This is a genomic window from Herbaspirillum sp. (genome assembly GCF_035644555.1).
Taxonomy (GTDB): domain Bacteria; phylum Pseudomonadota; class Gammaproteobacteria; order Burkholderiales; family Burkholderiaceae_D; genus Herbaspirillum.
Map to the genome: position 1 here is coordinate 74,803 of NZ_DASQOH010000044.1, position 20,562 is coordinate 95,364.

The 20,562-nt window shown below is 63.8% G+C and carries 15 protein-coding genes; 11 read left to right on the forward strand and 4 right to left on the reverse strand.

Annotated elements, in window-relative coordinates; all coding sequences use genetic code 11:
- Window positions 1-17: 17 nt before the first annotated feature.
- Window positions 18-1,307 carry an O-acetylhomoserine aminocarboxypropyltransferase/cysteine synthase family protein gene (locus tag VE092_RS11510; RefSeq protein ID WP_324876817.1) on the reverse strand — a complete coding sequence of 430 codons (1,290 nt, stop codon included), beginning with the start codon at window positions 1,305-1,307 and terminating at the stop codon, window positions 18-20.
- A 252-nt stretch (window positions 1,308-1,559) separates the two neighbouring features.
- On the opposite strand from VE092_RS11510, the gene VE092_RS11515 reads away from it, so the two are divergent.
- Both VE092_RS11515 and VE092_RS11520 read left to right on the forward strand, forming a co-directional pair.
- Window positions 1,560-2,435 carry a CmcJ/NvfI family oxidoreductase gene (locus VE092_RS11515; protein ID WP_324876819.1) on the forward strand — a complete coding sequence of 292 codons (876 nt, stop codon included), beginning with the start codon at window positions 1,560-1,562 and terminating at the stop codon, window positions 2,433-2,435.
- Window positions 2,432-3,049, forward strand: a complete 618-nt coding sequence (locus tag VE092_RS11520) for a 2-hydroxychromene-2-carboxylate isomerase (RefSeq protein WP_324876821.1) — start codon at window positions 2,432-2,434, stop codon at window positions 3,047-3,049. Before VE092_RS11515 ends, VE092_RS11520 begins: the two co-directional genes overlap by 4 nt.
- 2 nt (window positions 3,050-3,051) lie before the next feature.
- Here VE092_RS11520 and VE092_RS11525 read toward each other — a convergent pair whose 3' ends face one another.
- A complete protein-coding gene (locus VE092_RS11525) occupies window positions 3,052-3,939 on the reverse strand; it encodes a LysR substrate-binding domain-containing protein (protein ID WP_324876823.1) in 888 nt (295 codons plus the stop codon).
- A gap of 180 nt (window positions 3,940-4,119) precedes the next feature.
- Between VE092_RS11525 and VE092_RS11530 the strand changes: the two genes are divergently transcribed.
- Entirely contained in the window at window positions 4,120-5,331 is a 1,212-nt protein-coding gene (locus VE092_RS11530; protein WP_324876825.1) for an MFS transporter, read from the forward strand.
- Between the two features lie 11 nt (window positions 5,332-5,342).
- On the opposite strand, the gene VE092_RS11535 is transcribed toward VE092_RS11530, so the two are convergent.
- Complete coding sequence (locus VE092_RS11535; protein ID WP_324876828.1) at window positions 5,343-6,989, reverse strand: fimbrial protein; 1,647 nt, start codon at window positions 6,987-6,989, stop codon at window positions 5,343-5,345.
- A gap of 36 nt (window positions 6,990-7,025) precedes the next feature.
- Here VE092_RS11535 and VE092_RS11540 point away from each other — a divergent pair, with 36 nt between their 5' ends.
- The 7 genes from VE092_RS11540 (at window position 7,026) to VE092_RS11570 (ending at window position 16,723) form a co-directional block, all read left to right on the forward strand.
- Window positions 7,026-7,553: a fimbrial protein gene (locus tag VE092_RS11540; protein WP_039876786.1), complete on the forward strand. Its 528-nt coding sequence runs from the start codon at window positions 7,026-7,028 to the stop codon at window positions 7,551-7,553.
- A gap of 115 nt (window positions 7,554-7,668) precedes the next feature.
- Window positions 7,669-8,478, forward strand: coding sequence for a molecular chaperone (locus tag VE092_RS11545; RefSeq protein ID WP_324876831.1), 810 nt, complete (start codon window positions 7,669-7,671; stop codon window positions 8,476-8,478).
- A gap of 86 nt (window positions 8,479-8,564) precedes the next feature.
- Window positions 8,565-11,105: a fimbria/pilus outer membrane usher protein gene (locus tag VE092_RS11550; RefSeq protein ID WP_324876848.1), complete on the forward strand. Its 2,541-nt coding sequence runs from the start codon at window positions 8,565-8,567 to the stop codon at window positions 11,103-11,105.
- An 11-nt stretch (window positions 11,106-11,116) separates the two neighbouring features.
- The gene (locus VE092_RS11555; RefSeq protein ID WP_324876833.1) at window positions 11,117-11,893 is read left to right on the forward strand and encodes a molecular chaperone; all 777 of its coding nucleotides are present in this window, start codon (window positions 11,117-11,119) and stop codon (window positions 11,891-11,893) included.
- A gap of 11 nt (window positions 11,894-11,904) precedes the next feature.
- Complete coding sequence (locus VE092_RS11560) at window positions 11,905-12,786, forward strand: EAL domain-containing protein (RefSeq protein ID WP_324876835.1); 882 nt, start codon at window positions 11,905-11,907, stop codon at window positions 12,784-12,786.
- A complete protein-coding gene (locus VE092_RS11565) occupies window positions 12,776-13,435 on the forward strand; it encodes a response regulator transcription factor (RefSeq protein WP_051110952.1) in 660 nt (219 codons plus the stop codon). The genes VE092_RS11560 and VE092_RS11565 overlap by 11 nt, the downstream gene beginning before the upstream one ends.
- Window positions 13,436-13,456: 21 nt before the next feature.
- A complete protein-coding gene (locus VE092_RS11570) occupies window positions 13,457-16,723 on the forward strand; it encodes a hybrid sensor histidine kinase/response regulator (protein WP_324876839.1) in 3,267 nt (1,088 codons plus the stop codon).
- A gap of 10 nt (window positions 16,724-16,733) precedes the next feature.
- On the opposite strand, the gene VE092_RS11575 is transcribed toward VE092_RS11570, so the two are convergent.
- Window positions 16,734-17,825 carry a porin gene (locus tag VE092_RS11575; protein ID WP_324876841.1) on the reverse strand — a complete coding sequence of 364 codons (1,092 nt, stop codon included), beginning with the start codon at window positions 17,823-17,825 and terminating at the stop codon, window positions 16,734-16,736.
- A 404-nt stretch (window positions 17,826-18,229) separates the two neighbouring features.
- On the opposite strand from VE092_RS11575, the gene VE092_RS11580 reads away from it, so the two are divergent.
- Window positions 18,230-20,562 (forward strand): type VI secretion system Vgr family protein (locus VE092_RS11580; protein WP_324876844.1); only part of this gene is annotated, 2,333 nt, incomplete at its 3' end.

A 20,562-nucleotide genomic window follows, 5' to 3' on the forward strand; every position in this document is an offset into this window, starting at 1 on the left:
GAGAGGAATGCCCGCTGTCAGGCCGACTGCAAAGCCTGATCCAGATCGGCCAGCAGGTCATCGATATGCTCGATGCCGATGGACAGGCGCACCGTGTCCACGGTCACGCCAGCCTTTGCCAGCTCCTCCGGCGACAGCTGGCGGTGCGTGGTGGACGCCGGGTGCGTGGCCAGCGACTTGGCATCGCCGATGTTGACCAGGCGCGTGAAGAGCTGCAGCGCATCCTGGAACCGTGCACCGCCGTCGCGACCATTGGCCACACCAAAGGTCAGCACGCCCGAGGCGCGACCCTTGAAGTATTTCTGCGCCAGCGAATGATCGGGATGGTCTTCCAGCCCGGCATAGTTGACCCAGCGCACCTTGGGATGGCGCTTCAGATACTGCGCCACCGCCAGCGCGTTGGCGGTGATGCGGTCCAGGCGCAGCGCCAGCGTTTCGATGCCCTGCAGGATCTGGAAGGCATTGAAGGGTGACAGCGCCGCTCCGGTATTGCGCAGCGGCACCACGCGTGCCCGCCCGATGTAGGCGGCCTCGCCCAGTGCTTCGGTATAGACCACGCCGTGATAGCTGACATCGGGCTCGTTGAGGCGCTTGAAGCGTTCCTTGTGCTGCGCCCAGGGGAACTTGCCGGAATCCACGATGGCCCCGCCCAGCGTGGTGCCGTGACCGCCCAGGTATTTCGTCAGCGAGTGCACCACGATGTCGGCGCCGTGTTCGAAGGGGCGCAGCAGGTAGGGCGTGGCCACCGTATTGTCCACGATCAGCGGGACGCCATGCCGATGCGCGATCGCGGCCACGGCGGCGATGTCGGTGACGTTGCCCAGCGGATTGCCGATGGATTCGATGAAGATGGCCTTGGTACGGTCGTCGATCAGGGGTTCAAAGGAAGCAGGCTGGCGCGGATCGGCGAAGCGCGTGGTGATGCCGAACTGCGGCAGGGTGTGGGCGAACAGGTTGTAGGTGCCGCCATAGAGCGTGGAGGCCGAGACGATGTTGTCGCCCGCCTCGGCAATGGTCTGGATCGCATAGGTGACGGCCGCCTGGCCAGAGGCCAGCGCCAGCGCGGCAATGCCGCCTTCCAGGGCTGCCAGGCGCTTTTCCAGCACGTCCTGGGTCGGGTTCATGATGCGCGAATAGATATTGCCCTGGACCTTGAGATCGAACAGGTCGGCGCCATGCTGGGTATCATCGAAGGCGAAGGCCACCGTCTGGTAGATCGGCACGGCCACCGCGCGCGTGGTCGGATCAGGGTCGTAGCCACCGTGTACCGATACGGTCTCGAATTTCCATTGTGGGTTGTCTGCCATGTTGTCTCTCTCTTGTCGTTGAACGGGGAAGCCGGAAGGCGCTGCCACACCCAGACCCTAGCGCGACATCGGGTAGAGCGCCAAGAAACGATTCGTCATAAGTATATGCCGCAGCGGTGGATGTCGGCGCGGGCCGTCATGGCATCTCGTATTCCTTCTGCGCATGTGAAAGGCCAAATTAATCGTTTGAACGCGGCATGCTGCACTGCTTCAATGTCGATATCGACAGCCATTCTTGAACCAGGAGCCCTGATGGATACGCCTACCGCCCACGGTCCCGTTGACATGATTTATGCTGATGCGAAGCCCGGCGTTCACGCACGCCTGAGCTATCTCGCCCGCGATGCCCGCAATCCGGTCAGCTATGCCTTTACCCCGCCTCCCGGCATTCCCTGGGAGAGCGCCGAGTACGCCGTGCACGATACCTTCATCGCCGATGCCAGCGGATGGAGTGGGCTCGACATCGACCGCAACGGCTTCGAACTGCGGGACGCCCCGACCGCGCTGCGCAACCCGGACGATGCCGCCGAGATCGAGTCCACCTGCTACGCCGAAGCGGTGGAGCTGGCTCTGCAGGTCACTGGCGGCACCCATGCCTATGTCTTCGATCACCTGGTACGCGAGCGCGATCCGGGCCGCACCGCGCTGGATTTCGGGCGCACCGCGCGGGGCGCCACCCCGGCCGCCAACGGCCGTATCCACAACGACTACACCGAGGTATCGGGACGCCGCAGGCTATCCATGGTCCTGCATGATTCGGACCTGATCCCCTTTGCCCGCCACTTTTCCATCATCAACATCTGGCGCAGCCTGCGCGGCGTGATCGAGGATACGCCGCTGGCCGTGGTCGATGCGCGCAGCGTGGCGCAGGAAGACCTGGTGCGGGGGGAGGTGCGCTATCCGCGCCGTACCGGCGAGATCTATCTGATGCGCCACAATCCCGCGCACCGCTGGGCCTACTTCCCGCAGATGGACCGCCAGCATGCGCTGGTGCTCAAGCAGTTCGATTCGCGCACCAGTGGCGTGGCGCGCTTCACGCCGCACAGCGCCTTCGACCTGCCCGAGATCGGTCCCGCAGCGCCGTTGCGCAAGAGCCTGGAAATCCGCTGCCTGGTGGTGCATGCATGAGCGCGGCTCTTCCCACGATCGAATACTGGTTCGACTTCGGCAGCAATTACAGTTACCTCAGCACGCTGCGCATCGAACAGGCTGTCCGGCATGCCGGAGTGGGGGTGCAATGGCGTCCTTTCTTGCTGGGGCCGGTGTTCCGCGAGCTGGGCTGGAATACCTCGCCCTTCGTGTTGCAGAAGGAGAAGGGGGACTACACCTGGCAGGACATGGCGCGCCAGTGCCGCAAGTATGGCCTGCCGTGGACCCGACCCAGCCGTTTCCCGCGCACGGCGGTGCTGGCCACGCGGGTCGCGCTGGCCTGGGCCGGGGCGGCCTGGGTGGGGGGATTCTGCCGCCTGATGATGCACCTGAATTTCGTCGAGGATCGTGATATCGACAGTGCCGAGACCGTCAGTGAAGTGCTCGCCGCGATGGATCTGCCGGTAGCGGACATCCTGGTCCGCGCGCAATCCGGGGAGAATCGCATGCGCCTGCGCGAGCAGACGGCCAGCGCGCGGGCGCTGGGCATCTTCGGCGCCCCCACTTTCTTCGTCGGCAGCGAGATGTTCTGGGGCAATGACAGGTTGGAAGACGCCCTGGCCGCCTGTGCCGGACAGGCCGCCAGGGTGTGAGGCTAGCCCGGGGTTCCGGCTTCGGCGCGGATCCAGCTGGCGACCTGCTGTACCTCGCGCCGCGCCGCCGGGGTGGCCTGGATCATCCAGTAGGCGTAGCCGTCCTCGTCCTGCGCCCTCGGTTCAGCCAGCAGCACCAGCTGGCCGCTGTCCAGCTGTGGCCCGATCAGTTCGATGCGGCCCAGCGCCACACCCTGTCCAGCCAGCGCGGCCTGGATCACCATGTCGTATTGGTTGAAGCGCAGCATGCGGCGCTTCTTCTTCCATTCCCCACCTTCCAGCCAGTCCTTCCAGCGCAGGCGCGGATTGGCCTGTTCGAATTCGATCAGGGTGGTATCGGCCGGCAGCCTGCCGTGCTTGAGCAGCAGGGGATGTGCCACCGGCGCCACCGATTCGCCGAACAGGCGGAACGCTTCCGGTGGTGTGTGGGCGCGGGTGGTGTAGCGCAGCGCCAGATCGATGTCTTCGTGGCGCAGGTCGAGCACGCTGTCGCTGGCGGCCACCCGCACCTCCACCCCCGGCAGTTGCCGCTGCAGCCGCGACAGGCGCGGCAGCAGCCACAGCCCGGTCATGCCGATGCTGGCGGTGATGGTGACTGGCCGTGCCGCCTGCCCGGCGCGCAATTCCCCGAGCGTGTCCTGCAGCTGCAGCAGGAGGGTATCGGTGCTGCGGAATAGCCGCTCGCCGGCGGGGGTGAAAGAGATCGCCCGATGATGCCGCTGCAGCAAGGGCGTCCCCATGAATTCTTCCAGCAGGTGAACCTGGCGGCTGACCGCCGACTGTGTCAGAAACAGGTCCTGCGCGGCCAGCGTGAAGCTCATGCGGCGGCCGACGGCGACGAAGCCACGGATCAGGTCCAGCGGCGGCAGTTTGGCGAGGGGCAGGGTCATGACGGTCCACAGACGGAGATGGAATGCGCTATTGAAGCATGGCCGGGCGCTGCCGTGGTACTTGCGGTGCAATTCTTTCGCATGCGTACACGGAATGCGAGAGGCAACCGAAGTCATTTGAATCTCACCCGATTTCATAGTCAAATCGGAGCATTCCATCATCCAGTACAGAGATTTCCCATGAGCCAGGCTTCTGTTAATCGCAAACCGTGGTGGGCCGTGGTGGCCGGCGCGATCATCATGAGCATGGCGCTCGGATCGCGCCAGACCTTCGGCCTGTTCATCAGTCCCTTGTCCTACGATCATGGCCTGCCGGTGACCCTGGTGGCCTTCGCGATCGCCCTGCACAACCTGGTATGGGGTGCGGCGCAGCCGCTGGCCGGGGCCATGACCGATCGGCATGGCCCAGCGCCCGTGGTGGCATTCGGCGCGGTCTGCTATGCCATCGGCCTGGCGTTGACGGCACTCGCCCCCAACGGCGCCTTGCTGGTCTTGGGCATGGGGGTCTTCATCGGCGTGGGTATCAGTTGCACCAGCTTCGGCGTGGTGCTACCGGCGGTGGGACGCAGCGTACCGCCCGAACGGCGCAGCAGCGCCATGGGGCTGGTCAGTGCCGGTGGCTCGCTGGGCCAGGTGCTGATGTTGCCGCTGGTGCAGGCTTTGCGCGCTGCCTCGGGGATCAGCCTGGCGCTGCTGGTGCTGGCCGTGCTGGTCCTGATGGTGGCGCCGCTGGGGCTGGTGTTGCGCTCCCCAGCGATCCGTACGCCGGTCATGCCGCGCCAGGAGGGCGGTTTGCGGCGGGTGATGGTGCAGTCACTGCGGCACCGTGGCTTCCAGTTGCTGACCCTGGGATTCTTCGCCTGTGGATTCCAGCTGGCCTTCATCGCCACCCACCTGCCGGGCTATCTCGAGCTGTGCCACATGCCCACCGGCCTGGCGGCGACGGCGCTGGCGCTGATCGGCCTGTTCAACATGGCCGGCAGCTGGACCTGCGGCTGGCTGGGCGGTCGCTATCGTCCGCAGCAGGTGCTGGGCTGGCTGTACCTGGTGCGCAGCACCGCGATCGGATTGTTCTTCATCGCCCCCAAGAGCAGTCTGTCGGTGACCCTGTTTGCCGCCGTCATGGGGCTGACCTGGTTGGGCACGGTCCCGCTGACCACGGCGCTGGTGGCACGCCTGTTCGGTCCGACCCACATGGGCAGCTTGTTCGGCGTGTGCTTCCTGAGCCACCAGATCGGTTCCTTCCTTGGCGCCTGGCTGGGGGGCTGGATGCTGGAACTGAGCGGATCGTATTCCTTGCTGTGGATGGCCACCTTCGTGGTGGGAATCGTCGCGGCACTGCTGCATTTCCCCATCGATGATGGCCAGCCCGGACGACTGAAGGCCGCTTAGGACCGAGACCTTCACTGGACCTTCACGATGACATAGGCGGTCGAGAACACTCTTCCCGGTGTGACGGTCTGCCCCGGCAGTTTCTGTAGCGTCGCCGTCAGGCGCTTGTTGATCGTAAATTGTTCGACGGCTGCAGCGGGCGACGGCGGTCTGGGCGGACATCGTTCCTCGGTTGCCCTCAGCCGATACCAGCCGGCATTGCGGCCGGACGGGAAGGACTGCGACAGCCACTGGCCGGTCACCGATGAACTCAGGAACTGCATCTCCTGTTGATTGTCTGCATCGCTCAGGCCTATCCCCACTCCCTTAGCCAGCGACGGGTCGGTGCCGTAGTTGTCCGAAAGCAGATAGCGCACCCCCTGACTCTGATTCACATAGCCCAGCAAGCGGGCAGCCGCCAGCGCACCCGATGAAACCTGGAGTCCGAAGGCGGTCTGGTTGTCATCGGTGCCGGCGGCGAATGGCGGCTTGCTGCCGATGCCCTCGTCGCAGCGGAATGAGAGCGTGAATTCCACCTGGCGCGTCTGCCCCAGATTGAGCTCGGTTTCCGAGATCGGCGGGAACACCACTTCCGGTGTCACATTCTGGACCACGCAGGAGGGCAGCACACTCAGTGTTGCGCCCATGCGCATGCCGAATGCAATGCCATTGGCCGCGCCAAAGAACAGGTAGCGATAGGCATGGTCTTCGCCATCGTCATCCATGTCGCCGCTGGCACGGTTATAGCCGGGACCGCGCAGCATCAGGTAGCCATTGGGCTGGGTGCACTCATACGCGACGGCGGCCCAGCGCGTGTTGTCCGGTGCGCCACTGCACCAGTTGCTGGTTCCGGTGCCCGGTGTCAGGTCCGATACCCTCGCCACCTCGGCCTTGATCGGGCTGAGGTGACGGGCGCGGATCAGGATCTTCCTGGTGGCCTGATCGACTTCATAGGTATCGAGCTTGCTGGACTGGTAATAGCGGGAAAGGATCTTGCCCGAGCGCAGATGCGTGAGGCGGATCGCCACCCCGGGAAACCATGTGCGATAGAAACCATGGAGGCCATCCTTGATACCTATTTCGGCATAGCCACCGACCCTGTCATCACCATTGGTGGAAAAGACTTCATAGATCTGGTCGGCATCGGCCAGGTCGCAGGTCCAGAGCAGGGTATCGCCGTTGATGCCGGCGGCGTCAGCGGCGCTGGCCACCGCGCTGCCCAGTATGCTGCCTGGTGGCTGGATCGCCGTACTGGCCAGATTGATACGGCCGAACCAGAACTGGGCAGAGCCGCCGTCACTGAGCGGCGCAAACGGATAGGCGGCGCGGTTGTTGCGCTTGCAGATCGCCTCTGCCGTCGGTGCCAGCAGCCATAGGGAAAGCGTCAGCAGCAAAAACAGCATCGTGCGCGCGCGATGAGGATAGTGAGGGAAGAGGGACATGGGCGGACAGGGCGGGAAAGGGGGAAAGGGGGGAAGGAGACACCAGCCATCATCGCTCTCCGCGCTGCGCCGGTGAATGGGCCTGGCCCGCAATGCGGATGGGCCGATGCCTAATGGGATTTCGCCCATGCCGCAATCAGATTTTGCCGGCCCATACATGGGCGTGTGCCGATCCTCTGGATGCCCGCTCTTGCCTAAGATGCGATCGGTGCAGGGCGCTTCGGTCGGCGTCTGCATTTTCTTTCGGTCGGCCGAATCCTTTTGGGGGTAAACATGAAAAAGTATCTTGCAATCCTGATGTTGGTCTCGCCATCTCTGGTGCTGGCGGCCGGCAATACCATCAGCTTCCGTGGCCAGGTCAGCAAGCAGACCTGCCAGGTGATGGTCGATGGCGCCACCAATCCGGTGGTGTTGCTGCCCACGGTGGCTGCCGGTGACCTGGTAGCCGCTGGCAGCGCCGCCGGTGAGACTCCCTTCGTGGTCAGCGTGAGCGGTTGTACGGCATCGGCTTCGGATTCACTGAAGATCAAGACCCAGTTCCTGGCCAGTTCAGCCACCGGTGGTAACAACATCCCCAACCTCGGCAGTGCCAAGAACGTGGCGCTGCAATTGCGTGCCGGCATGGGCGGAGAAGCCATCAAGCTGGTCGGCGGAAGTGCCGTCTCGGTTGATGGCCTGGAGATCGCCACGGGCGCCACCAGTGCGTCGCATACCTTCTCCGTGCGCTACATCTCAGAGGCTGGCTCGGCGGGAGCCGGTTCGGTCATCGGCTCGGTGCAGTACGCGCTGGACTACCTCTGACCTGCGGGCCGGGCCGCCCCCGGGGCGGCTGCCTTGCCGCGTCGCCTCTTGTTGATCATCTCCTTCGCTACCTTCAGGTCCGGTGCACATTCAATCCACGCGTCTCGCAGATTGAATGCGCGCCGGCGCCAGCTTTGTCGCTTCACCTTCGCCGCCGCTGGATCGCCGCCGCGGTGCCTTTTCCGTTTTGAACATGAAAAAAGCAAGCTTGCTCGCAGGGCTCATCATGATGTTGGTATTCATCGCAGGCGTCCAGGCCAGCGTGACCATGCTTGGCACACGCATCATCTATCCTGCCGATGCCAGCGAACAGGCGCTGCGTTTCAGTAACCCGGACGATCATCCCAATCTCGTCCAGGTGTGGCTCGACGATGGTCGCAGTGGCGATGCCCATGCCTTGTCCTCGCCGTTTCTGGTGATTCCGCCGGTGTTTCGGGTAGAGCCGCATGGTGGCCAGATGGTGCGATTGTCGTATGTGGGTGCAGCGTTGCCACAGGATCGGGAGTCCCTGTTCTTCCTCAATTTTCTCCAGGTGCCGGCCCTGAAGGCTGATTCCGTCGGGGAAAACCAACTGGTGCTCACCGTGCGCAGCCGCATGAAACTGTTCTACCGACCAGCGGCACTGGCCAGCGAGGCCGATGCTGCGCGGGCGCCGGATGGCCTGGCATTCTCCATCGATAGTACGGGCAGTGCCGCCACCGTCGTTGTCGATAATGCCAGTGCCTACCACGTCGTGGTGCAGCAGGCGACGCTGCTGCAGGGAGAGCAGCAACAGCCGCTGGCGCGGGCCACGGTGATCAGTCCGTTCCAGCAACTGCGCTGGCCACTGACGCGTGTGCCGGTGGAACGCTCGGACCTGCACATGCAACTGCGCATCGTCAATGATTTCGGGGCGGAAGTCGTGCGCGACTACCCACTGCACTGACGAGACCGGTAGTGAAACCATGCAGATCAACGCTACGGGCGGGAGCCGGCCGGACAGCGCTGTCGTTGGGCGCCAGTCTGTTGGTCATGGCCCCGCCGGTGGCCGGGCAACCGGAGCAGAGCTATCGCTTCCTGGAGGCGCTGGAGATGGCCTCCCCTGTCAACAAGGGTAGCCTGTCGCGCTTCAACCGGATCGGTAATGTGGAGCCCGGCACCTACAGCGTGGATGTGTTCGTCAATGGCAGTTTCAGTCACCGGCGGTCGCTGCGTTTCGACTTGTTCGAAGGGCAGGGCGTCGCAGCCTGCTTCAAGGCGCAGGATGCTGCCATGTTGAACCTGCGTCCGGATCTGCTGGCGCAACTGGGGCAGCGCGAGTGTGCGCGCCTCGAAGAACTTGCGCCGGGCGCAAACGCGGTGTTCGATCTGGCTAATCTGCGCCTGAATCTCACCTTGCCACAGGCACAGCTCAAGCATGTGGCGCGGGGCTATGTCGACCCCGAACACTACGACGCCGGCGAAAGTATCGGCTTCGTCAACTACAGCATCAGCCAGTACTACGTTCGCACGGCACAGGTCAGCCATAGCGCGACCTACGGCTTTACCGACAGCGGCGTCAATCTCGGTCTTTGGCGCCTGCGCCAGCAGGGCAGCCTGGGCTATGACAACCATGCCGGGCTGGCCTGGAATCCGGTACGCACCTACGCCAGGCGCGCCTTGCCAGGCTGGACCAGCGAACTGACGGTGGGCCAGAGCTTCACTTCCGGAAAGCTGCTCTCCGGTCTGGCCTACCAGGGTCTGGAACTCAGTTCGGATGACCGCATGCTGCCTGACTCGCAGCGCGGCTACGCGCCGGTCATTCGCGGCAGTGCCCGCAGCAATGCCCAGGTCATCGTCAGCCAGAAGGGACGCGAGATCTATCGCACCACGGTGGCGCCAGGCAGCTTTGTCATTGACGATCTGTATCCGACCAGTTACAACGGCGACCTCGACGTCACCGTGATCGAGGCTGACGGCACGCGTTCCGGCTTCAGCGTGCCATTCTCCGCGCTGCCGGAATCGATGCGCCCCGGTCGCTCGCGCTACAGCCTGACCGCCGGGCGCACGCGTGATACCGACACGCCGGCGCTGTTCATGGACGCGCTGTATCAACGTGGTCTGAGCAATGCCTTGACCGGCAACGTCGGGCTGCGACTGGCCCGGGCTTACCGTTCGGTGCTGATCGGAACTACGTTGGCAGGGCCGGCAGGGTCGGTCGGACTGGCGTTGAATCATTCTTACGCAGATACCGGGCGTGGGGCGCGCGCTGGCTGGATGCTGGGCCTGTCCTATTCCCACGCCTTCGAGGCCACCGGCACCAATTTTTCCATTGCCAGCTATCGCTATTCGACGGCCGGCTACCGGGAGCTGGCCGATGTGCTCAGCGAGCGCCATGCCGGGCGCGGCAACCAGTGGGCGCTGGCCAATTCCAGCAGCTATCAGCAGCATTCGCGGTTCGACGTCTCGCTCAGTCAGCAACTGGGCAGCGTGGGGTCACTCTACCTCTCCGGGCTGACCCAGACCTTCTATCACAACCGCAGCCGCATCACCCAGTTGCAGTTCGGTTATTCAACCATGTGGAGCAATGGCATGAGCATCAATCTGGCATTCCAGCGGCAGCAGGTCAGTGGCGCCTCCAGCGTACAGTCGGGCCTCGACCCTCGCCTGCCGCAAGCGGGTCGACCAGGTTCCTCGGTCATGCTGTCGCTTTCCATTCCATTGGGGCAAGCCGGCGGTGATCGACCGGTCCTGAGCAGCTCGGTGGTCAAGGCGGCTGGACAGGATCTGTACCAGTCGCAGCTTTCCGCCATGGTGCCGGGCGAGCGCCACATCAGCTACAGCCTGGGCGCCAGCCACGCACCGGGCGGAGGACAGGAAAGCCTCAATGGCAATGTCGGCATGCGCCTGCCGAAGGTCAACCTCAATCTCAACCTGGCGCGTGGCCATGACTACTGGCAGGCTGCGGCCAACGCCCGTGGCGCGCTGGCCTTGCATGGTGGCGGCATCACCTTTGGCCCCTATCTGGGAGATACCTTTGCACTGGTCGAAGCCAAGGGGGCCGAGGGGGCCCGGCTCTTCAACGGTCAAGGTGCGGTGATCGACAGCAACGGCTTTGCGCTGCTGCCGTCCTTGTCGCCCTACCAGCGCAACGTCGTGGAACTGGCGGACGCCGGCATGAGCAGCAAGAGCGAGATCCTTGAGAGCCAGCGCACCGTGATCCCCTACGCCGGCGCCACCCTGAAGCTGAACTTCCGGACCCGCTCCGGCCATGCACTATTGATCCGGCTGCGGCGCGACGATGGTCAGCCCCTGCCCATGGGCGCCGACGTGCTGGATCCGCAGGGCGAGCTGGTAGGCATGGTGGGGCAGGGTAGCCAGGCCTATCTGCGCATCGCCCAGTTGCGCGGCAACCTGCTGGTACGCTGGGGGGACGGCCAGCAGGAGCGCTGCGCGGTCCGTTACGACTTGCACGGCCAGGATCTCAAGGCCGCCCTCCTGCGCCTGGATGCCGCTTGCATCGCCGCGCCCCGGCGCGAAGCCTTCCTCCCCGCCGACGCCGGCCCGCCCGCGGCAAGTGGCGCTACGCAATGAGGCAGTGGTCCATGTGGCGCTGTGCCTTCCTGTGGCTGAGCCTGACAGTGTGCAGCGTCGGAGAGGCCGGGATCATGCCGGAACGTACGCGTCTGATCTTCAGCCAGGGCGTTGGCGAGATTAGCCTGCGCCTGGCCAATACCAACGATTACCCTGTGATGATGCAGAGCTGGGTCGATCAGGGGGAAGGCAGTCAGGCGCCGGACACGGTGCTGTCTTCGATGTTCGTCATGCCGGCGGTGCAACGACTGCAGCCGCACGCCGTCAGCCAGGTGCGGGTGTTGTACACCGGCGATCCCCTGCCGGCCGGGCGTGAGTCGGTGTTCTGGCTCAATCTCTATGAGATAGCGCTGTTGTCGGCCAAGGCCCCGCAGCAAGATGCATCACGGCTACTGCTGGGGATCAACACGCAGATCAAGCTGTTTTACCGCCCACCTGGCCTGTCGCCCCCCGGTCCGCAGTGGCACCACGCACTGCACTTCCATCTGGAGCGCGACCCCGGGGAAGAAGGCGCATGGGTGCTGGTATGTCGCAACGAAAGCCCCTACTTCGCCTCCTTCGCTGCCTTGCAGCTTGGCGATGGTGCGCAAGCGTTCTCGCCACGTCTGGCGCCCGACCAGATGGTCCCACCCTATGGCCAGCAGCGTTATGCGCTGCAGCAGGATGGAAATGCCCGGACCGGGATGCCCGCCGCCTGGCAAGCCCCGTATCTGCGGTACCACACCATCAATGACGACGGCCGCCTCAGCGAACACGAAGTTGCGCTGACGCCGCCCGCCCACCCCTGAACGGAGTTCTTATGCTTGGCCTCACTTACCACAGCACCAGGAGTGACAGGATGCCCGCGATGACGCGCGCACAGCTGTTGCAGGCGCTGCGTCGACGGCAGTTCCTGCCCTTCCTGCAAGCCATCGTCGGTACCGATGGCCAATGGCAGGGTGCCGAGATCCTGATGCGATGGCAGCATCCGCAGGCCGGGATGCTGCCGCCGGCCAGTTTTCTGCAGAGGCTAGAGGAGGAGGGACTGTTGGCGGCGGCCACGCGGCAGATGCTCAGGCAACTGAGCATCGGCTGGAAGCGGGCGCAGGTGCGTCTGTTGCAGCCCTTCTTTCTCTCCTTCAACGCATGTGGCCAGCAATTGCATGACGATACCCTGGTGGCGCAATGTCAGGCCCTGTTGCAAGACTTGCAGGAGGGGCAGCTACGCTTGATGATCGAGATGCCGGAACGCGGCGGCGATCTCGGGCCGGTGCATTGCCGTCGCCTGTTCGCCCAGTGCGAGCATGCCGACATCGCCATAGCGCTCGATGATTTCGGCGTCGGTGACGCTCGCCTGCACCAACTGGCCTGTGGCCGCATCAGTTGCCTCAAGCTCGATCGTTCATTTGTTGCTGCCATGCACGGAAATTCCATGTACAGTCGCCTGATCGAAAAGATCGTGGCACTGGCCGCGGTTTTCGGTGCCTCCGTCACCGCCGAAGGGGTCGAGACCCTGGCGCAGTGGCAGGGCCTGCGCCGCATCGGGGTGAGACGTTTCCAGGGATATTATTTCGCCAGGCCGATGGCGCTGCCGGATTTCTTTGTCAGGTTGGATCACGCCAGGAGGCCGGTAGGCGGTCACGCCACACAAGCATCGGCGATGAAGCCAGTTTCGGAAAGGGGGTATTGCCGTGACGACTAGAGGGGTAACGATACGGGTCGGCATTGCCGATGATTTTCCGGTGGTTCTGCGCGGGATAGAGGCGATCCTGGCGCCCTGCACGGACATCGCACTGCATTTTTCCGCCGAGAGCATCGCCCAGCTCATGGCGGCGCTGGCGCAGACACCGGTCGATGTGCTGCTGTGCGACTACGCTTTCGACGACGACCCGCATGCCGACGGACTGGACCTGCTCAAGCGGCTGCGCCGGCACCATCCGGCGATGAAGGTGATCTTCCTCAGCGCCCACGCCCAGCCGCAGATCATCTCCAGCGCCCTGGAACTGGGCGCTGCCGGATTCATCGGCAAGAATCGCAGTGATTTCGTCAACCTGCCACAGGCCATCTACAGCGTGCAGGGAGGCCAGGTCTACCTGCCGCAGTCCCTGTCGTCGGCCCTGCTGGGCAGCCTGTTCAGCGTCAACCCGCGCCAAAGCGGCCTGGGCCAGTTGTCCGAGCGCGAGCTGGTGGTGGCGCGCATGATCTGCCAGGGCATGTCCATCACAGCAATTGCCGAACGACTTCACCGCAGCCCCAAGACCATCAGCAACCAGAAGGTGGCGGCGATGAAGAAGCTGGGAGTGAGCAATGACGTCGAACTGAGTCGCGTCTTCCAGAGCCTGGGCGACTGATCCAGCGCACCACCGGACCCCATGCCACGCCAGCTCCTCGCCCTTTCCGAGCGCTACTATCGGCGCCTGCTCTACTGCTGTGCCTGCCTGTTGTCGGCGGCCATCGTCTGCGCCATCCTGTTCCTTGGATACAGCGCCTTTTCCCAGTTTCGAGAACGCCAGATCGGCACCTTCACCAGCAAGCGCGAGCAGATCAAGTCAGAGGTCGACCGGCTGACAGCGCGTGTGGTCCAGTTCGCCGAAATGTACGCACGCCTGCAACATCTTTACAAGAGGGAATTGCTGACGCTGGAGGGTTATACCGGCAACGTCGGTGGCGGACAGATCACCCGCAGTCCGGAAAACTTGACGGTAGTACCGTTTTCGCTCCTGGTGCGCAGCGATACGGCCGCCGACCGTCTGCGCTTGGCCAGCCTGCTGCTCCTGTTGCGTCAGGCGTCGGCCCTGCCGATGTTCAATCCCGCCGAGCCAGGGGTGACGCTGGACGGTTTCATTTATACGTCCGATGCCGGTTTCCTGGCGATCTCGCCACCGCTGGAGGGGGCTGAGCTCACTCTGGTGAGGCAACAGGGTATCGCGCGCTTCATCAGCGCCCTGGGGGCACCGGTCGACGCCGCCTTCGCCGCCGAACGCGAGCGTGCCGCCCGCGCCCAGGGCAGCACTGGACAGCGTGTGCTATGGATGAGTCCGGCCTTGAGCGCGCCGCTGGTGCGTAATGCAGTGACCAGGCTGGCCGTGCGTATCCAGCTGGACAAGGCTGATGAGGCCACGGCCGTCTTCTCGGTCCCGGCCAGCCAGTTCCGCCAGTTCTTCATGAAGAACGAAGATACCCCTGGACTGTTCGTCTTCGAAGGACAGGGTAGCGTCCAGTTGTTGAGCCAGCCGGACAGCCAGGTCGATCCGGGCCTGATGCAGCACATCCAGGAGCATGTGCGACGCGAGATGGACCCGCATGATCACGTCGGCCATTTCCATGACGATGGCAGCTTCTTCATCGCCCAGACCATCGAGGGTCCGGATTGGGTGGTGGTCTATACCTTTACCTGGCGCGACGTGCTGGCCGGCCTTCAGGGCAACTTCATCACCGGCGCGTTCTGGGGGCTGTTCTCCTTGCTTTTCGTGTGGGCAGCCACCTTGTACTTCGATCGTTGCGTGATCGGCCCGCTACAGAAGAAGGCACTGGCGATGGTGGAAAGTCGCCAGTTCAGCCAGACCATCATTGACACACTGCCGGTGGGTATCGCCGTCTATGCGCCGGGCTCCGGCGAGGTGGTGCTGCGTAACGCAGTGGCGGCACAGATGCTGGAGCAATCTGCACTGCCCAGCGCCGGCTTCTACGCCCAGATCCTCACGGCGGTGCGGGTGGGTGACGATCTGCACCAGGCCATGATCGAAGCGGAACTGCCTTTGCGCGATGGCGGCGTGAGCCACCTGGGGGCAGTGTGGTCGCGCACCCGCTTTTCGGGTCAGGATGTGCTACTGCTGGGCATGATCGACCTCAACATGCAGAAGGCGCACGAAGCCCTGATGCGCGACGCCAGGAGCATGGCCGACCGTGCCAACCAGGCCAAGTCCATGTTCCTGGCCCAGGTCAGCCACGAAATCCGCACCCCCTTGCACGGCGCCATCGGTCACCTGGAGTTGCTGACGCGTGAAGACCTGTCGGCGCCGCAGCGCCAGCGCATCGAGCTGATCCGGCATGCCTTCGACATGCTCATGAGCCTGGTCAACGACATTCTCGACATCACCAAGATCGAGTCGCAGAGCATCACGCTGGCTTCCGAGCAGTTGCAGGTCAACGAGCTGCTCGAAGAATGCGCCCAGCTGTTCGCGCCGCTGGCGCTGGACAAGGGACTGCAGTTCCGCTGTCTCCCGGATGTCGCGCTGGAACGCCCGCTGCGCGGCGATCCACGTCGGCTGATGCAGATCCTTCAGAACCTGGTTGGCAATGCGGTCAAGTTCACCAGCACCGGCAGCATCACCTTGTCCACGCGCCTGCTGCGCGTTGCCGAGGCGGTGAGCGTGGTGCGTTTCGAGGTGGCCGATACCGGCATCGGTGTTTCGTCCGGGGCGCGCCAGCGCATCTTCAAGTCCCTGCAACAGGCCGACGACAGTATCAGCCAGCGCTTCGGTGGCACCGGACTGGGCCTGTCGCTATGCCGGCGCCTGGCCGAATTGATGGGTGGCGACATCACCCTCACCAGCGAGCCGGGCAAGGGCAGCGTGTTCGGCGCCGAGATTGTGCTGCAGACGCTGCCGCAGGTGGATTTGCAGCATGCCGCCCCCCTGCGTGGACGCCAGGTGGCGTTGTATGCCGGTGAGGCGGGCACCGCAGCCATGCTGCGCGCATACCTCAAACATTGGGGTGCCGAGCCGGTCGAGCCGGAGTCGGCCGGCCTGACCACCATTCACCTGGTGGCGCCGGATAGCGTAGAAGCCTTCGCGGCTGCGCCTGCGAGTGTATCGAAGACGGCCGTGCTGATCCGCGCCGATGTGGTGCGCCACAGCAGCAGCGTAACGCACTGGCGTCAGGTCAGTGCCTTCGACCGCCATGCCTGGCGGATGGCCCTGAGCCAGCAGGATGGGACGATCGTACCGGCATGGCGATGCCCGCCGCCTGCCGTGCAGCTGCCCGCCGCACCGGACATGCTGGACGTGCTGGTGGTGGAGGATGACTACGTGAACCTGACCCTGATCCAGCAACAGTTGCAAGCGTTGGGCTGTCAGCGCCTGCGGCTGGCACGCGATGGCCTGGACGCCCTGGCGCAATGGCAGGCGCAGCGCGCCGACCTGCTCATCACCGATCTGGACATGCCGGGGCTGGACGGCGTCGCGCTGGCCCGACGCGTGCGTCAGGAACATGCGCAGGCATGCATCATCGCCACCACCGCCGCCGGCCCGGACAGCCTGGCGCACTTGCCCTGCGGACTGTTCGATGCCCTGCTCTACAAACCAGGGTCGCTGCAGCAGATGCAGGAACTGCTATCCCGTTTCGGCCGCCCGGCAGCGCCGGTACAAGACCTGGGTGACCCGTTGCAAAAGGTACTGCTGGATGCCTTCCGGCACAGTTGGCCGCAGGAGCGGGACAAGTTGCAGCAGGTCCTGCAGTGCGGCGATGGCGAACGCGCCGCGCGCATCCTGCATCGCCTGCAGGGTGGTCTGCTGGCCATGGGCCGCGAGCATCTGGCCGAACGCAGCCAGATGCTACAGACGGCATTGGCCGACGGCGAGCCGGATGCAATGCAGGCCATCCTGCAATGGATCGCCGTAGTCGACGCCGAGACCTGAGGGATCAAGCTCAGAAGGTATGGCGTACACCCGTCATCACGCCGAACTGGTTCATGCCGACCCCGACCGTACCGCCCACATCCAGCGGGATCGCGGCGTTGCCGCCGTTCTTCATGTATCCCACCGAGCTGTATAGCGCAGTGCGCTTGGAGAGGTTGTAGGTCAGGCGTGCCACCGACAGTGTGGAGTTGTTGGATGTGCCCTTGATCTTGAGCCGGGCCACCTGCGCATCCAGCACCAGCGCGACCGACAGCGGCGTGGAGAAGCCCAGGTAGTACAGGTCCGAATCGGTATTGGCGGTGGCCGCGCGGGTCTTGCGGTCGATCACGCCGCCGCCGATCTTGCTCTGGCCCAGCATCACGTAGCCATTCAATGTGACGCGCTGATCGTGATTGTTGCTGCTGGTGAGGCCATTGGCGGCACCGGTGTTGCCGTACAGGATGTCGTAGGAGCTGGAGATACCGTAGCTGCTGCCGTCATAGCCCAGCATGGCGGTGATCTGGCGACAGGCCTTGGTGTTGCCCGCCACTTCGCCGGCACAGTTGGTGGCGCTGGCACCGCCGGCGCTGGAAGTATCGCGACCGAAGCTGTAGGTGGCGCCGACGGTCAGACCGTTGAAGCTGCCCAGGTAGCCGATGGCATTGTCGCTGCGGGCGTTGGGGATGTACGAATCGATGCTGCTGATGGAAAAGATGTTGGGACCCATCACATCCGATTTGGCCGTGACCAGATAGGTCATGTTGACCTGCCGGCCCAGCATCAGGCTACCCCAGCCATTCTTCAGACCGACGTAGGACTGCCGGCCGAACAGGCGATTGCCCTGGCCCATGGCACCGGTATCGACGGCGAAACCGGACTCCAGCACGAACATGGCCTGCAGTCCGCCACCGAGGTCTTCGCTACCCTTGAAGCCCAGGCGTGACGGAAACGAGGCCGTCAGCGACGGCATCTTCAGGACCGAGTTTCCGGCAGCGTTGGCGTGGGTGGTATAGACCACGCCGGTATCGATGATGCCGTAGATGCTGACCTGGCTTTGCGCCAGCGCCTGCTGTGCACAAGTCATTGCCGTGAGCGCCATGGCGCCTGCGACCAGTTTTTTCATGCTCTTCCCCATGTTGATTGAATTGAGTGGTGCGGATGTGGAGGTGGCAAGCGCGCAGACCGACCTGCCGTGAAGCCGTGCGCGTGGACGCACGACCTCATCGCTTGCTGCGGCGATCATAGGGAATCGGAACGATGAAAAATATCCGGCGCTTGCATCTTGCGGGCGCGCGACTATCCACTTTTTACGTAGGCGAGCCGTGGATTTCTCCGGGGCCTGATAGCGAAGCTATCGGTACGAATTGAGTTGCCCCATTTTGATGAATGACCGGATCAGTTTGGTGCAGCGAAAAAATGTGTCGAAAATTTTCGGAAGCAGCCAATTAGTTCAACAAGGTGCAAGAACAAGGGCGCGCGCTGAGCCGATACTGCCTCCCCGGTCCGGCTCATCCTTCTCTTGCTGCCATGAATATCCTGAAAATGCTGCATCAGCGGCATCAGCACCATCGTCTGTTGCGTCTCTCCTTTCCTCACGACGATGCCCCCTCGGCCCCACTGATGATCCACCGTTTCAGTGGTCACGAATCGATGTCGAGAGACTTCTGCTTCACGCTGGAATTGCTCAGCGACGACGCCACCATTGCACTGGAAAGCATGCAGGGCAAGCTGCTCTGCGTGTCGCTGGTGCTGGCCGATGGCCGGTTGCGCCCTTTTACCGGTTACGTATCGCGCTTTGCCTTCGTCAAGACCGACGGCGCGATCGCGTTTTATGAGGCCATTCTGGTTCCGTGGCTGCACTACGCGCGCCTACGCCGCAACAGCCGTCTCTTTCATCAGCAGACGATAGAGCAGCAGACCCACGCGATCCTCAAGGCCTACAGTGGGCTGCCACGCTGGCGCTGGTCGGTCGTACGCAAGCCGCTGCAATACACCATGTGCACGCAGTGGGACGAGAGCGACCACAACTATCTGTCGCGGCGTTGGGCGGCTGAGGGATACGCCTACTGGTACGAGCATGCCGAGGATGGCCACACCCTGGTCGTGAGTGACGACACCTGCGGCGCCCGCCCTCTCGACGAGGACGGTGCGGAAATCCGCTTCCACAGCAAGGGCGGGGCGCAGGACGAAGACGCCATCGCGCAGTGGCGTGCGACCAGGCAGGCGGTACCGGCCCATTCGGTGGTCACCGGATTCGATTTCAAGCAGCCCTATCCGCGTGAGACGGAAATCCGCACGATTGTCCAGCAGGGGGCCACTGCCCGCGTGGAAGAGCATCGCTACCTGGGCCACTATGGATTTCGCAACCTGGCCGATGCGGAGCGCCTGGTGCGCCTGCGGATGGAGGAACTCGAGGCCCGCACCCTGCAGTTCGAGGCCAGCGGGAACAACCGTCACGTGACACCCGGCAGGTCGTTCCGCCTGCGTGAACATTTTCGCCACGGCAAGGAGGATGGACAATTCCTGATCCTGGAAGTCCATCACGAGGCCTGCAACAACTATCTGCAAGGCGCCGATATGGAGGCGCATTACAGCAACCGCTTCGTTTGCCAGCCACTGGACAGCCCCTGGCGCCCCGGTCCGGGTTTCGACAGTGTCGATACCCGGATCGCTACCTTGCAGACGGCCACCGTGGTCGGGCCTAAGGGCAAGGGCAGCCTCAACGTGGACCGCTACGGCCGCATCGAGGTGCGCTTCCATTGGGATCGGGAGCAGACCAGCAGTTGCTGGGTGCGCGTGGCGACCAACTGGGCTGGCTCCCGGAGCGGGCTGGCCACTCATCCTCGGGTGGATTCCGAAGTGGTTGTGCAGTGGCTGGACGGCAATCCTGATCATCCCCTGGTCACAGCCTGTGTCCATAACGAGGCCAACATGCCGCCCTGGGAGCTGCCGCAGCAGCGTGCACTGACCGGCCTGCGCAGTCGCGAGCTCACCCCCGAGGGCGGCAACCGTGCCTTGGGGAGAAGCAATCATCTGGTCCTGGACGATACCTGGAAGCAGATCCAGATCCAACTCAAAAGCGATCATCAGTCCAGCCAACTCAGCCTGGGTCACATTACCCGCATCGATGACCACGCCGGTCGCAAGGATGGCCGAGGACAAGGCTTTGAACTGCGTACCGACGGTCACGGTGCGGTGCGTGCGCAGCGCGGCCTGCTGCTTACGACCGAAGCCCGGCCAGGCGCCGAGGGCCATATCACCGACATGACCGAGACGGTGGCGCGCATGGAGCAGGGCGCCGATCTGCATGACAGCTTGTCGCAGGCCGCCCTGCAGTCCGGGGCGCAGCAGGACGGTGACCAGCGACAGGTGGCGGCGGAACTGCATCAGCAGAATGATGCCGTCAAGGGCCGCGTCGTTGGCGACGAAAACGGCTTCCCCGAATTCCAGCAACCCCATCTCACCCTTTCCAGCCCCGCCGGCATCCAGACCAGCAGTGCCGGTTCTACGCATCTGCTCAGCCACCAGCACACGGCCTTGACCAGCGGCGCCCATGCCAGCATCAGCGCCGGCAAGAGCCTGTTGGCCAGCGCCAGGGATGCGGTACGCCTGTTCGCCTGTAAAGCCGGCATGAAGCTGGTGGCCGCCGCCGCCGATATCGACATCACCGCGCTTAGGGACAGCATCAACATCCTGGCGAAACTGAACATCACTCACACCGCCAATCGCATCAGCATCACCGCCAAGGAAGAAGTCCTCATCAATGGCGGGGGCAGTTACATGCGCTTCAATGCGGGCGGCATCGAACAAGGCACCAGCGGCAATTGGCAGGCGCATGCAGCGCAGTACAACCTGGATGG